This window comes from Flavobacterium sp. 316 (assembly GCF_000967805.1).
Taxonomy (GTDB): Bacteria; Bacteroidota; Bacteroidia; order Flavobacteriales; family Flavobacteriaceae; genus Flavobacterium; species Flavobacterium sediminilitoris.
Genome location: NZ_JYGZ01000008.1, coordinates 42633 through 57527, shown reverse-complemented (window position 1 = coordinate 57527; position 14895 = coordinate 42633). Strand labels below are relative to the sequence as shown.

Below are 14895 nucleotides of genomic sequence, written 5' to 3'. Positions count from 1 at the left end.
AGAGCGATTCAATATTTTGAATCGCTCTTTTGTTATTATAAAATTCCACCATTTTTTTGAGTTTCATTATTATCACGTGCTTTGCGTTGTAGTGCTTTGTTTTTTCCACCTCCAAAACGATAGTTGAAACCTAAATAAACCGTTTGACTTTCCCAATGAAAAGCACCAACTTGTTTATATGGTAAATCACCATCAAAACTAAACTTCATAGCCTTAAACATATCACTAAAACGAGCGCTAAACGTTCCTTTACCTTTTAATACAGTATAACTCGCTCCTACATCGGTTCTCCACATTGGTTTTCTTACAAATTGTAAGTTGATATCTTTTCCTCTATACATTCCAAAAAGTTGAAAACGCAAATCTTTTGTTGCTTTAAAACTATTATTCACTCTAGCATTAAAAATAGTAGTATTAGCCTCTACAAAATCAGTAGCAACAACTCCTCTTATTTTCTTAAAATATGCATCAACTCCAAAATTAGCACTCCACCATTTTGTGAAATTTAAATTTCCTGAAACCTCTAAACCATAAGCATCATTATCCTTGAAATTATCATACGTTAATATGTTTTTGTTTGGATCAGTAGGATGCTCATAAATATACCTGTTAATTTCATCATATATTTTTCTGTAAAAAACCCCAGAAGTAATTGAGCCAATTTTTGTTCTCTTTGTATAGTTCAATTCAAAAGAATTTGTAAACTGTGGATCTAAATCAGGATTCCCTTTTGAATCTATTGTAGGAGTTGTCCACTCTCTAATTGGACTTATTTGTTGAATACTTGCTCTGTCAACTCTTCTAGATACACTAAAATTAAATGAGTTTTTATCATTTGGATTATAACTCACAAACCCTGATGGATAAATAGTAGTAAAACTATCTGAAAATTTTGAATTATTTCCATTTGCTTGTTTAAAATCGGCTTCAGCTTCAAATTTCTCTAATCTAACGCCAGCTTGTGCACTCCATTTTTCCCATTGTTTTCCATAAGTAGTATAAGCAGAATAAATACGTCTTTCATAATTAAAACTAGAATCATAATTATGATCAATTGCTAACAAATTATCAGTTCCTTCTAATCTTGTCTCTAATCCTACTTCAAGTTTTGTAGATTCGCTTAAAGGATTCACATAATCTATATTGATAATAAGATTGTCGTTTGTATTATCAACAGTGTTTAAAGAATAATCAGGAATTAAAGGATAATCATAAGAGGTTTTTTCTGGACTCTTGTTTTTATTATAATTTACTTCAAGTTCTATATTTTCTCCTTCTTTTTTAAAGTTGTGTTTATAATCAAAATTGTAAGCTTGTGAATTGCTTTCATTGTTAGAATTGAAAAGTTGTAAAATATCAGCCGTAGTCATATTATCATAATCTACAGCCGTTTTTCCTGTTCCATTTCCATCAAAAAGATTCTGTGTAGTATAAAATGATATTGTATTGCTGTCATTGATAAAATAATCCATTCCTACTTTGAACAAGTGCGAAGTATTTTTGTTCTTGAATTGAAAATTTTGATTATTCTCATTATTAGTTTCAAAGCTATTAATGTATCCATCATTTGCATTTTTTCCATGATTAAAACCATAATTACCATAGAAATTTACTTTTCCTGTCTTATAATTTAAATCTAAAGAAGAATTTACTTTTGGTGTTTTTCCAAAGGTAACTCCAGAGTTTACAGAACCATTAAAACCATCATTTGCATTTTTGTGCAATACAATATTGATAATTCCGCTCATTCCTTCAGGATTGTACTTTGCAGAAGGATTAGTAATCAATTCAATTTGTTTGATCGATGCAGAAGGAATTTGTTTTAATAATTGCTCAGGAGAAATGTTTGTAGGTTTTCCATCAATTAAAATTCTAACATTAGAATTTCCTCTCAAACTAATCTGATTGGTTTGTGGATCTACAGACACAGAAGGAATATTGTTCATGATTTCTCCAGCAGAAGCACCGGCACTTATCAAATCTTTACCTACATTGATTACCTTTCTGTCAATTTTTTGTTCCATTATAGAACGTTCTTTAACTAATTCCACACCTTCAAGTTGAGCTACATCTTCTACAATAGAAATAATACCAATATTTATTTTTTTATCATTAGTTAAGTCAATATCTTTAACGATAGTTTTGTAACCAATAAATTGAATTTCAACAATATATTTTTTTGGTATAAGCTTCTCAATATTAAATTCTCCCGATTCAGAAGTAATGCCTCCTGTAATAATGTTTTCGTTTTCTTTAACAACAATAGTTACATAAGGAAGTGGTTCATTCGTTTTTTTGTCGACTACTTTTCCAGATATTGATCCAGAGTTTTGAGCAAATAAACTAATAACATTGCTCAAAAGAAGTACAAATACTAATTTTAATTTCATTTTAAAAACTGTTTAACGTTGATTGATTGATGATTTATTACAAGACATTTAATTTGTGTTTTTGTTACAAGGGTTTACTTTTTTGTGTTTTTTTTAACATTTTGACACCCTTTAAATTCTGAAATCTAAATTCTATTTCTAAATTCTAAATTATTACCTTTGCACCTTTAAAAATCAAAGAAAAATGACATTACAAGAAACACTAACAACACACATCCAGAAAGCCGTTCAATCCATATTCGATTTAACCATTGATAAAGTTGAATTTCAGTCTACTAGGAAAGATTTTGAAGGTGACATAACAATGGTTGTTTTTCCTTTGGTAAAAGCTTTAAAAGGTAACCCTGTTGAGATAGGAAATCAAATAGGAAATTACTTAGTTGAGAATGTAGAAGAAGTTGAAAAATTTAATGTAGTTGCAGGTTTTTTAAACATTGTAATTTCAGATGCTTTTTATGTAAACTTCTTCAATTCAATTAAAAATAATGATACGTTTGGTTTTGTAACACCAAAAGAAAGTGAAAAATCGGTAATGGTAGAATATTCTTCACCAAACACCAATAAACCTTTGCATTTAGGTCATATTCGTAATAATTTATTAGGATATTCAGTAGCCGAAATCATCAAAGCTTCAGGTAAAAAAGTATATAAAACCCAAATTATCAATGATAGAGGAATCCATATTTGTAAGTCAATGTTGGCTTGGCAAAAATATGGAGAAGGAAAAACTCCAGAATCTACGGGATTAAAAGGAGATAAATTTGTAGGGAATTTTTATGTTGAATTTGATAAGCAATATAAAACTGAAATAAAAGAATTAATAACTCAAGGAAAAACAGAAGAAGAAGCAAAAAAAGTAGCACCTTCAATTTTAGAAGCACAAGAAATGCTTCGTAAATGGGAAGCTGGTGATGAAGAAACAGTAATGCTTTGGAAAACAATGAACCAATGGGTATATGATGGTTTTGAACAAACTTATAAAAACTTAGGAGTTAGTTTTGATATTCCAAATTACTATGAAAGCAATACGTATCTTTTAGGAAAAGAAGTAGTACAACTAGGATTAGAAAAAGGAATTTTCGAAAAAGATCCAGATGGTTCTGTTTGGATTGATTTAACCGAAGACGGTTTAGACAGAAAGATTGTATTGCGTGCTGATGGAACTTCTGTGTATATGACACAAGATATTGGAACAGCTATACAACGTGTAAAAGATTATCCAGATGTAGGCGGAATGGTTTACACAGTTGGTAACGAACAAGATTATCACTTTAAAGTACTATTCTTAATCTTAAAAAAATTAGGATTTGATTGGGCTCAAAATTTATATCATTTAAGTTACGGAATGGTAGAACTACCTTCTGGAAAAATGAAATCACGTGAAGGAACAGTTGTAGATGCCGATGATTTAATGGAAGAAATGACAATAACGGCAAAAAAGATTTCAGAAGAATTGGGGAAATTAGACGGTTATACTAATGAAGAAAAAGCTTCTTTATATGAAATTATAGGTCTAGGCGCTTTAAAATACTATATGTTGAAAGTAGATCCTAAAAAGCAAATGCTATTTAATCCTGAAGAATCGGTAGATTTTAATGGAAATACAGGACCATTTATTCAATACACGTATGCTCGTATTCAGTCAATCTTAAGAAAATCTAATTTTGAATATGAACAAACAGTTCCAAGTACAATTGAGATACATGAAAAGGAAAAAGAATTAATAAAATTAGTGCAATTATTTCCAGATATTATTCAAAATGCAGCAGACAATCACAGTCCAGCACTAATAGCAAATTATACTTATGATTTGGTAAAAGAATTTAACTCGTTTTATCAAAACGTGCCTATTTTACCAGAACAAGATATGAATAAGAAAGTTTTTAGAGTACAATTATCTAAAACAGTAGGAAATACAATAAAGAACGCACTTCAATTACTGGGAATTCAAGTTCCAGAAAGAATGTAATTTTATACTAAACAAATTGAAATCAACGTCTTATTTTTTCAGGACATTTTTTGCTTTAATACTTGCTACGGCAGCCTTTCTTTTTTTTAAAGAAATGTTGTCAAAGAAGCTATTTCCAGAAAATAAAACAATTACAAAAAATGTTGTAGTTGATAGCTTACTATTAGATGCTATTTCTGAAGCTAATGATACAATAGCAAATACTAAAATCAAAGAAAATAAAAAAATACAACAGAAAAAGAAAGTTATTCTAAAAAAGAAAAATGGAGTTGCTTTCCCAACAGAAAAATATAATGATTTTAAAGGCAATCAATATTTAATCTCGTTTTATGAAAAATTATTTCAGTTAGAAAGCGAAAAGAAAGGAAATGTACGTATTGCTTATTACGGAGATTCTATGACCGATGGCGATATGATTGTTAAAGATTTTAGAACCTATCTTCAAGAAAAATTTGGTGGAAATGGAGTAGGTTTCGTTAGTATCACATCAGAATCAGCAAGTTCAAGAAGCTCATTAGTACATGAATTTTCATCTAATTGGAAATATCAATCCTATTTAAAAGGCAAAAAACCATCATATCCTTTTGGAGTAAACGGACATGTTTTTTATGCAAATGATACATTAAACGCACCTTGGGTTCGCTATAAAGCAAATAAAACACGTTTTGCAATGGAATTAAACAAACCAACCTTGTTTTATGGACAATCTGAAAACAAAGATGGAGAAGTGTTTTATATTTCAAACGGAGATACAATTACTAAAAAGTTATTACCCTCAAAAAGGTTAAATACAATGAAGTTGTCTGAAGGAAATATTTCATCTTTAAAAGTGTTTTTTAAAGACGCAGATAGCATTCCTATTTACGGATTTAATTTTGATGATGGAAAAGGAATTCATGTTGATAATTTTTCAAGTAGAGGAAACTCGGGATTACCATTGTCAATTTTTTCAAAAAACATGATGAATCAATTTCAAGAGCAATTAGGCTATGATTTGATTATTCTACATTATGGAACAAATGTTTTAAACTACGGTTCGTTAAATTATTCTTGGTATGAAAGAAAAATGGAACGAGTTGTTGCACATTTGAAAGAATGTTTTCCAGATGTAACAATACTAGTTGTATCAACAGCAGATAAATCCACAAAATATGGATTAGAAATGAAAACAGACTCAGCAGTAGTACCATTATCAACAGCGCAAAAACGCTATGCAATTGCTTCAGAATCAGGATTCGTTAATCTATATACTTTAATGGGTGGCGATGGAAGTATGGTGAAATGGGTTGAAGAAGAACCAGCAAAAGCAAATAAAGACTATACTCATTTTAATTTTAGAGGAGCAAATGAAGTAGCAAAATTGTTGTATAAACAAATTAATGAAGGATATACAACCTATAAAACATTGCGATTAAAAGGAAAAGTAATGCCAAAAGTAAAGATTAAGAAAGATAGTATTCATAAAATAAAAGACAGTTTAAATGCTCAATAAAGTTTCGTTATTTCTCCTTTTATTAGGGCAAACACTTTTTGCCCAAGTAATAGATTCAACCGATTTTGAAATAGATGAAGTTGTTATTGATACAATGGCTGTCGATTCTACAAATATTTCATTTTATAGAAACGAGATTGTAAATGCTGGTGTCATTAAAAACTTTTATGAAAAATTATTACAACTAGAACAAAAAAAGGATTGCAAACTAAGAATTGTACACATTGGAGATTCACACATTCAAGCTGATTTATTTTCAGGAAAAATGCGTAGCTTATTGCAAGAAAAATATGGAAATGGAGGATTAGGTTTCTCATTTCCTCATAATTTAGCCAAAACAAATGGGAGCTATGCTATTAAATACTCAGCAAATACTTCTTTTGAAAGCTATCGAAATATTTATCCCGACACAACACAACCTGTTGGATTAAGTGGAATAGCATTATATACTAAAAGTAATGATTTTGTTGTTCAAGTTTCGGTAAGAAATAAAGCATACAAATTCAATTCAGTAAAATTAGTAACACCAAACAATGAAAGAAGTTTCAATTTAGCAACAGCATCAAAAGATATTACTATTGAATCATCTACCCCAAAAACAATAACACATAAAATTAGATCAGGAGAAGCGCTTTCCATTATTGCAGATAAATACAAAGTTAGTGTTGCGGCAATAAAAAAAGCAAATGGATTACGTTCTAATACTATTCAGGCAGGAAAAACATTAAGAATTCCAACAAATGATATGCAATTTAAGAATACCATTAAAACAGAATTCATTCCATTAACATTATTTGAAGATATTGCTTCCCAAAACTATTATAGTCAAGAACCTTTAGAAACTATTTTTCTGGTTCCAAACGAAAAGGCCTCATCACCTTTTGCATTAAACGGATTAGTTTTAGAAAATAATGATCCAGGAATAGTTTATAGTGCTATTGGTGTTAACGGAGCAAAAGCATCTGATTATAATAAATTCCCTATGTTTTATAATCAACTGAAAGCATTAGAAAGCGATTTAGTTGTTATTTCATTAGGAACCAATGAAAGTTTTGATAAAAAAGAAACCGCAATTTATTTTGAGGAATTACAAGTAATGATTCAAAATATTAAAGCAAAAAATCCAGGAGTTGAAATTTTGTTAACGACTTCACCACCTTCTTATTTTAAACGAAAATATCCTAATACAATTGTAGCAGATTATGCCAAAAAAGTGCTAGAAACAGCAGTTGAAAATAATGTTGCAGTTTGGGATATGTTTCAAGCCTTAGGAGGATTATTTAGTGTAGATGAAAATTATAAAAAAGGACTAATGTCAAAAGACAAAGTACATTATTCAAAAGCAGGATATGAATTACAAGGAAAGCTATTTTTTGAAGCTTTAATGATGAATTACGAACAATTTAAAGCTGTAAAATAAAGTGAAAGCCTTATTTTTTATACAAACGTGGTTACAAAATATTATAGCAAATCTGAATGCAGAAACAATTCAGAGCTGGTTTATTTTTAATCCTAAAGAACCATTGTTATTTAATAGTGGATTGTTTTTAGGATTCTTTTCAGTATTCTATTTTATTTATATATTAAGTAGAAAAACACATTATTTTAGAATTACTTATGTGGTTCTATTTTCATTATTTTTCTATTATAAATCTAGTGGAATATACTTTTGGTTGCTAATTTTCTCCTCAGTAGTAGACTATAGCTTATCACGATTAATTTATACAGAAACAGTTAAATTCTACAGGAAGTTTTATTTAATTTTAAGTTTGTTTATTAACCTAGGAATGTTAGTATATTTTAAATATACTCATTTTTTGGTAGCCAATTTTAATATGCTTTTTGAAGGCAATGTTACCTTTTCAGATATTATTTTACCAGTAGGAATATCATTTTATACTTTTCAAACCCTTAGTTATACAATAGACGTTTATCGAAAAGATTTAGAACCAACGAAAAGCTTTATGGATTTCTTGTTTTTCGTTTCTTTCTTTCCACAATTAGTAGCAGGACCAATTGTAAGAGCAAGCGATTTTATTCCTCAAATTTATCAAAAGTTAAACCTTACAAAAGAAGATTTTAATAAAGCCTTATACCTAATTATAGGTGGTTTGATAAAAAAAGCAGTAATTTCAGATTATATTTCATCAAACTTTGTTGATCGTGTTTTCGACGCTCCAAATTCTTATACAGCATTTGAAAACTTAATGGCTTCTTATGGCTATGCAATTCAAATTTATTGCGATTTTTCAGGATATTCCGATATGGCAATTGGTTTAGCTCTGTTAATGGGATTCACATTGCCACCAAACTTTAGAACCCCTTATAAATCCGCTTCAATTACAGAATTTTGGAGAAGATGGCATATATCATTATCGTCATGGTTACGTGATTATTTATATATTTCAATGGGAGGAAACCGTAAAGGTAAAATCCGAACCTATTTTAATTTATTTATGACTATGTTGCTAGGTGGATTGTGGCATGGTGCAAATTGGAAGTTCGTTTTTTGGGGAGTTCTTCACGGATTAGCATTGGCATTTGAAAGATTCTTTGATTCAAGAATAAAATTACCTAAAAATGGAATTGTAAAAACAATTAAAATTTTGCTAACTTTTCATTTCGTAGTTTTTTGTTGGTTATTCTTTAGAGCAAAAGATTTTGAAACAGCTTTTCAAATAACCGAAAACATAGGAAAATTAACCTTTAATATTGAGCAATGGCAAACTATTATTTTAGGTTATAGTAATGTTTTTATTGTGTTAGCCTTTGGTTTTATATGGCATTTTTTACCAGAAAGAATTACAACGTTCAATGAAAAACTTTTTGGAAAATTGCCATTTTGGATACAAGCCATTATATTAGGTTTTGTCTTTTGGATTGTTTTTGCAACAGCATCAGAAGGAGCACAACCTTTTATTTATTTTCAGTTTTAATACAACTTATTTGTAGCTTTTACTACAAAATAATAACTATGTATGTTATAATTTACGACACACTTAAGTAACCCTGTTAAACGACAAACATAACGATTAGAAAACAAAAATAAGATTAAGAAATTACACCCGATTTTTACCAAATTATAATATTCGGGCAATTATCAGAATCGTTTGATGAAGTGAAAACTGATAAAAATGATTTTCCTTGCTTTATTTTAGATCAAGAAAAAACATCATTTTCTTTTACAGTAAAATGAAATTACAATAGGCATTCGTGCGTTTTTATTTGATTTTAGTTTCGTTCGAGTTTTGTTAGGGTTTTGTTCGGGTTTTGTTCGGGGTTGTGGTACCCCTTTTTCGAAGCATGTTTGAACAAAACCATATTGAGACTAGAAGAACAGCAGAGAAAACAGTTTCGTTTTTAATAATGAGGAAAAAATACTGATAGGTGATGGTTTTAGATTTTCTGTGTTTCTCTTGTAAAATATCCATTATTGTAGTAATCTACTATGCAACGAAAAATAGTGTACAGTGTAGTATGACGCCTCCTAAAATCTACAGCAAATTAAAAACCTTTTAATTATTAGTAGGGATTATTTTATATATTTGAGAATATAAAAACAGGATACTTATCATATCTATACAACCATTTTAGTACGTATATGTATGACAGCGTTATATATATGAACTAGTTACCAGTAATTTTATAAAAACCTATGCAGATATTCAACTCTCCAAGATTACGTGAAAGAAAAGAAGGTTTCGACATGCTAAACGAATTACTAAAGGATAAAGTGAAATGCTATATTATACATTATTCTTGCGAATCTTTTATCACAAATCATGGAAGAACTCCACGCGTTACGTCTATTTGCATGCGTAATTTAAAGACGGCTCAAACAAAATCATTTTCAATTCATTTACAAGCTCAACTAAATGGATTAGATTTTAATAATCTCACTGATACTGAATATGATTCTCTTGAAAAAGTTATGTTAAATGAATTTTCTGCGTTTGTTAGATCATATCCTGCACATAGATGGATTCATTGGAACATGAGGGATTCAAATTATGGTTTTGAAGCAATAAATAATCGAATACGAATATTAAATGGGCAAACTTTTGAAATTGCAGATGATTTTAAATACGATTTTCCAATAATTCTTGGACATATTTATACTTATGGTTATGAAAAAAACCAACCGAAAGGAAGATTTTTAAATCTTGCCGAAAGAAATTTTATCACTACTCAAAATGCAATGACAGGTGCTGATGAGGCTGCTGCTTTTGATAATAAGGAATATTTAAAATTGCACATGTCAACCTTGAAAAAAGTTGACATCCTTGCAAGTATAATTCACAGAGTTGAAAATGATGAACTTAAAGTAAATATAAAACGTAAATATATTTATGGATTAACTTTACCTGGCTGTATTGCATTAATAAAAGAAACTCCTTGGTTATTAATATTAGCTGGGATTATTGGTTATTTAATTGGTGCTGCACTGGAACCAGTTGTTCAAAATATCTGTGGAACAGCATAAACAAATTAAAAACGAGTGCTAACAGCCGTTTGTGGCAATTGCTTGGTCGGGAATTTGTTACATCAGTTTGCACAAAGTGCTCGAGTCTCTGAAAATTCCATGAAGAGTTTTGTACTTGTAATCTTTTGTCATAAATTTATGCAACTGTAACAAGCGGCAACACGTTAGCATTCATTCAAAAAATAATCATAAAATATGACAATTGATTTTGAATACATAATAGATAATATAAAATATCAAGAATTTCCTGAGCTTATAAACTCTGAAATAGAATTAATATTGGATAATTCAGACGAGATTAATAAAGCCATGCAGAAATTTGTTTATGATAACCTAAAACTTGATTTATCATTTAATATTAGTATGGGGCAAATTGCTAAACTTGGACTGATAGATTTAACAATTAACTTAGAATCAAAATATGATTTTCCTACTTCAAATGGAATAGAAACCTTGAAAACCAACAAACTCATAGATGATGAAAATGATAATTTAGATTTTGAAGAAATACTTAAAGAACAAGTTCAAAATGATAAGACTTTTTTAAAATTATTTTTATCTGTGAAAGGCTTTACCAAAATAAATTGGTTTAGAGAAAACAAAAATGAATTCTATGAATATATCAAAACCGGAATTTATAAACCTAAACAAGAAAATCAAACCGCAATATTTGAATTAAAAGATATATGTTTGACTAATTGTGAAAGTATTTGGTTTGGAAAATATTTCTATGTTTAAAAAACAAAATGTTAACAAAAGCTATAAACAATAAAGGTTTAGTGTTTAACTTAAAGTTTAGTTTATATTTACTAAGTTCGTCAAAATATTTTGATTTGACTTTTGAACAAAAAAAGATAAAAGCAAGCAAAATGTTTTGCCTCGTGCTAAATTAAAAGTATCTGATTTTCTATTCCCGGACTGTTAATAGCGAAAGCGTTATATGGCAATCTAAATAAGCACAATCCGACAAATGAGCTATCATATTCCAACCAAATAGTGACTTAAATTCACTGATTATGTGTTATTCGATATTGGAAGTTCCTGTCGAATACAGCTCAGAAAAACAAAGGGTTGTTCATGACGGTTGTATGAAATTGATATTCATATTGGGCTTCTGAAAACAAATTTATCATTTAGCCCAGATCAATAGTTGTGAGACAAATTACAGAGCCGTTTACTATTCAGCCTGTCGATTATGTCCACTGTTTTGCAACTCGTTTTTATCCTTATGGGTTGGAGTTGCGAATTTCATAAAAACACCGCTTAAAAATTTAGAAAACAAAGAAACACTAATCGCTGAACTTTCGGATAAACCACAGCCAATGAGTTGGAGCAAAAAATCATTCACGCAACCGACACGCTTGGAAAGGTAAAGTAACAAATGGAGGAACTGCATATTTTGGAAATATTGTTGAATGCGAAAATGCATTAATAATTATTTTAAGCGATAATCAAATTATAACAATCCCTGGGCCAATTACTCGTTGGAGAGTATATCCAAGGTCAATGAATTATGAAAATCATTTACACGTTATTTTTGATGAATCAATTGATATTTATTCATTTAACCAAGATTACTTTTTAGACCAAGACGATAAATCTATTGGAATTCAATTTCGGAATGAAAAATAAAAAAGAACACTAAGAGGAAGTTATTTTGAAGATACGGACGAAAGTTTATATGACGGAACTGATGATTTACCATTCTAAAAAAACAGGTGGTAATAATGGTAGCTGTTGTATAACCTTTCTAAAAAACTAACTTTTTAAAATAATTTATAAAAAATCACCTCGTTTAAAGTGATTTAAAAGAGTTTTTTTGAGTTAAATGTAATTTTATAAAAATAAGATAGTTTTAAAAAGGCTGTTTTTAACTCATAGTAATTGCGTTTTTTGAAAAGACAAAACATTACAAAAAAGTTTTTTTGTGTGGCTTAAATCAGCTATTTTTACTTTAATCATTTAAAATAATATTTAATATATACGAAGGTTTTTAGATAAACTGACGTTGCTCACAATATGAAAAAATTGCTTCAAATAGTACTTATCGGATTTTTATTATTGAGTTGTAACAACAAAAATAGAACTAAAACAAAAATTTTTGAGGAAACGGAAATGGAATTAAAAGATTACAGTGAAGAAGAACGAAAAAAAGAATTTGAATACCTGAAAGATAACGTGTTTAACGGACTTCAAAACCTAAATGACGGATTTGACTCAAAATCGATTTACTATTTCTCTGAATCTGACTTTGAAATCGTACTTGATCGAGTAGAAAAAAACGGAATCGCTATCTTCGGAATTGAACCTTGGCTAAATGGAGATTTTTATGATGTTTCGAATTTCGAAGATTATAAAACTCGTGCGAATGACCCAAAATGGTATAGAAAAGCGTTTTCGGAATTTAAAAATCGTGAAAAGAATTTAATGTATTCGGCTAGTTATCAAGTGCCTAAAAAATTGTTTACGGAATAAAAAACGGTGTACAAGCTATGTATAGTTAATTGCTTGTTCTAGACTACTTACAAAAATCCTCACGGATTTTCTATTCGGTTTGTATTTACTAAATTAGGTGCTTAAATACGGAACAAAATTATAGCCGAATCGTTGGTAGGAATATAAGAGAAACCGAAAACCAAACAAATTCTAAAAATTTGAAATGAAAAATTTGTGCAGTTAAATAATTGCGCATATATTTGCAGTCAAATAACTGCATAATGAAATTAAGACGAGATGTTTTCCAAGCCATTGCCGATCCAACTCGAAGAACAATCATTTCTTTGGTTGCACTACAAGCAATGACACCAACAGCAATTGCCGAAAATTTTGACTATTCAAGGCAAACGATTTCAAAGCACATTCAAATCCTTACCGAATGTGAAATTTTGGAGCAAAAACAAAAAGGACGAGAAATTTACTATAATCTAAACCCAAACGGAATGAAAGAAATAGCGGAATTTATCGAGCCTTTCAGAAAACTATGGGATGATCGATTTAACAAATTGGAATCGGTAATGAAAAACTATCAATCAAAGAAATAAAATATGGAACAAAAAACGAACGTCATAGCTGAAAACGGCAAACAGGAAATACTCATAACACGAACCTTTGATTTGCCAGTAGAACTTTTGTTTAAAGCATACACCGAACCAGAATTAATCGAGCAATGGATGGGAACAAAGGTGTTAAAATTTAACTTCCAAAAACACGGAAGCTACCAGTTTTCAACTACCGACCAAAAAGGCAACGAAATCGGTTTTAATGGCACAATACACGACTTTAAAACAAATCAAAGAATTATACGGACTTTTGAAATGGAAAGTATGCCTTTTGGTGTTCAACTAGAAATATATGAATTCGAGAAATTAACCGAAACCACAAGCAACCTAAAACAGCAAGTAATCTATCAATCCGTAAACCATAGAGACCAAAATCTAAAACTTCCATTCAAGCAAGGTATCAATTGGGCTCATAACAGATTGGAAGAAATATTCACCAAATCAAAATAATTACAAAATGACAAAAACAAATAAAATAATCTATTGGGCTTCAACAATTTTCCTTTCATTTGGAATGTTGGCAGGCGGAATACAGCAAATGTTTCAAATTGGTGGATACAATGAAATAGTTACCCAACTTGGTTATCCACTCTATTTGCTTTCAATTCTTGGAACTTGGAAAGTTTTAGGAGTATTTGCCATTTTAATTTCTAAAAGACCTTTGTTAAAAGAATGGGCTTACGCAGGTTTTTTCTTTGCAATGTCCGGAGCAACCATTTCACATATAGCAGTTGGGCAGCCAATAATAGAAGCCTTACCTTCCATTATATTGCTTTTGGTAACGGTTATTTCTTGGTATTTCAGGCCAAACAACCGAAAAATCATTGAACTACAAAAACAAAACTAAATATGGAAAAGGTTGACAGATATATAGATAAAATAACGAGTTGGAAAGATGAAACCATTTTATTGAGAGCAATCTGCTTGGAATGTGGACTTGATGAAGATTTTAAATGGATGCACCCTTGCTATACTTTTCAAGGAAAAAACACAGTCCTCATTCATGGTTTTAAGGAATATTGTGCTTTACTTTTTCATAAAGGAGCATTACTAAAAGATACCGAAAACATTTTGGTTCAACAGACAGAGAATGTACAATCGGCTCGTCAAATACGGTTTACCGATAAAGGACAAATCAATGACCTAAAAACAGTTATCAAAGCCTATATTTTTGAAGCAATAGAAGTGGAAAAGACAGGTTTGGAAGTGAAAATGAAAAAGACTTCGGAATATGAAATATCCAGAGAACTTGAACAAGAATTTGAGAACGACTCTGATTTTAAAACTGCATTTTACAACCTGACACCAGGGAGACAAAGAGGTTATTTACTTCACTTTTCAGATGCAAAACAGTCCAAAACAAGAGTTTCTAGAATTGAAAAAGCGAGACCAAAAATTTTTGACGGAAAAGGACATAACGAACGATAAAAATACTACCGCCAACAGCCGTAACTGTTGTACAACCTAGGATTTTTAAATACAATTTAAAAACGTATAAAAAA

General features: G+C 29.9%; 14 protein-coding genes. 13 read left to right on the top strand and 1 reads right to left on the bottom strand.

Features of this window, described 5'->3' with window-relative positions:
* Nucleotides 1-35: 35 nt before the first annotated feature.
* Nucleotides 36-2390, bottom strand: coding sequence for an outer membrane beta-barrel family protein (locus SY27_RS16885; RefSeq protein ID WP_045972575.1), 2355 nt, complete (start codon nt 2388-2390; stop codon nt 36-38).
* Nucleotides 2391-2574: 184 nt separating this feature from the next.
* On the opposite strand from SY27_RS16885, the gene argS reads away from it, so the two are divergent.
* From argS to SY27_RS16825, 13 genes are all read left to right on the top strand, one after another.
* On the top strand, nt 2575-4359 hold the full coding sequence (gene argS / locus SY27_RS16880) for an arginine--tRNA ligase (protein ID WP_045972573.1): 1785 nt from the start codon (nt 2575-2577) through the stop codon (nt 4357-4359).
* Between the two features lie 94 nt (nt 4360-4453).
* A complete protein-coding gene (locus SY27_RS16875) occupies nt 4454-5851 on the top strand; it encodes a membrane protein (protein WP_045972571.1) in 1398 nt (465 codons plus the stop codon).
* Nucleotides 5841-7271, top strand: a complete 1431-nt coding sequence (locus SY27_RS16870) for a GDSL-type esterase/lipase family protein (RefSeq protein ID WP_045972569.1) — start codon at nt 5841-5843, stop codon at nt 7269-7271. The genes SY27_RS16875 and SY27_RS16870 overlap by 11 nt, the downstream gene beginning before the upstream one ends.
* 1 nt (nt 7272) lies before the next feature.
* On the top strand, nt 7273-8787 hold the full coding sequence (locus tag SY27_RS16865; RefSeq protein WP_052705409.1) for an MBOAT family protein: 1515 nt from the start codon (nt 7273-7275) through the stop codon (nt 8785-8787).
* Nucleotides 8788-9506: 719 nt separating this feature from the next.
* Nucleotides 9507-10334 carry a hypothetical protein gene (locus tag SY27_RS16860; protein WP_052705408.1) on the top strand — a complete coding sequence of 276 codons (828 nt, stop codon included), beginning with the start codon at nt 9507-9509 and terminating at the stop codon, nt 10332-10334.
* A gap of 195 nt (nt 10335-10529) precedes the next feature.
* A complete protein-coding gene (locus SY27_RS16855; RefSeq protein ID WP_045972567.1) occupies nt 10530-11072 on the top strand; it encodes a hypothetical protein in 543 nt (180 codons plus the stop codon).
* Nucleotides 11073-11311: 239 nt separating this feature from the next.
* Nucleotides 11312-11452 carry a DUF6597 domain-containing transcriptional factor gene (locus SY27_RS19310; protein ID WP_369793080.1) on the top strand — a complete coding sequence of 47 codons (141 nt, stop codon included), beginning with the start codon at nt 11312-11314 and terminating at the stop codon, nt 11450-11452.
* A gap of 388 nt (nt 11453-11840) precedes the next feature.
* Nucleotides 11841-11966, top strand: a complete 126-nt coding sequence (locus SY27_RS19225) for a hypothetical protein (RefSeq protein ID WP_255350307.1) — start codon at nt 11841-11843, stop codon at nt 11964-11966.
* Nucleotides 11967-12353: 387 nt separating this feature from the next.
* Nucleotides 12354-12809: a hypothetical protein gene (locus SY27_RS16845; protein ID WP_235271024.1), complete on the top strand. Its 456-nt coding sequence runs from the start codon at nt 12354-12356 to the stop codon at nt 12807-12809.
* 242 nt (nt 12810-13051) lie between these two features.
* Entirely contained in the window at nt 13052-13375 is a 324-nt protein-coding gene (locus tag SY27_RS16840; protein ID WP_045972563.1) for a helix-turn-helix transcriptional regulator, read from the top strand.
* Between the two features lie 3 nt (nt 13376-13378).
* Nucleotides 13379-13843 carry an SRPBCC domain-containing protein gene (locus SY27_RS16835; protein WP_045972561.1) on the top strand — a complete coding sequence of 155 codons (465 nt, stop codon included), beginning with the start codon at nt 13379-13381 and terminating at the stop codon, nt 13841-13843.
* A 7-nt stretch (nt 13844-13850) separates the two neighbouring features.
* Nucleotides 13851-14240 carry a DoxX family protein gene (locus SY27_RS16830; RefSeq protein ID WP_045972559.1) on the top strand — a complete coding sequence of 130 codons (390 nt, stop codon included), beginning with the start codon at nt 13851-13853 and terminating at the stop codon, nt 14238-14240.
* Between the two features lie 2 nt (nt 14241-14242).
* Nucleotides 14243-14821: a YdeI family protein gene (locus SY27_RS16825; RefSeq protein WP_045972557.1), complete on the top strand. Its 579-nt coding sequence runs from the start codon at nt 14243-14245 to the stop codon at nt 14819-14821.
* Nucleotides 14822-14895 lie beyond the last annotated feature (74 nt).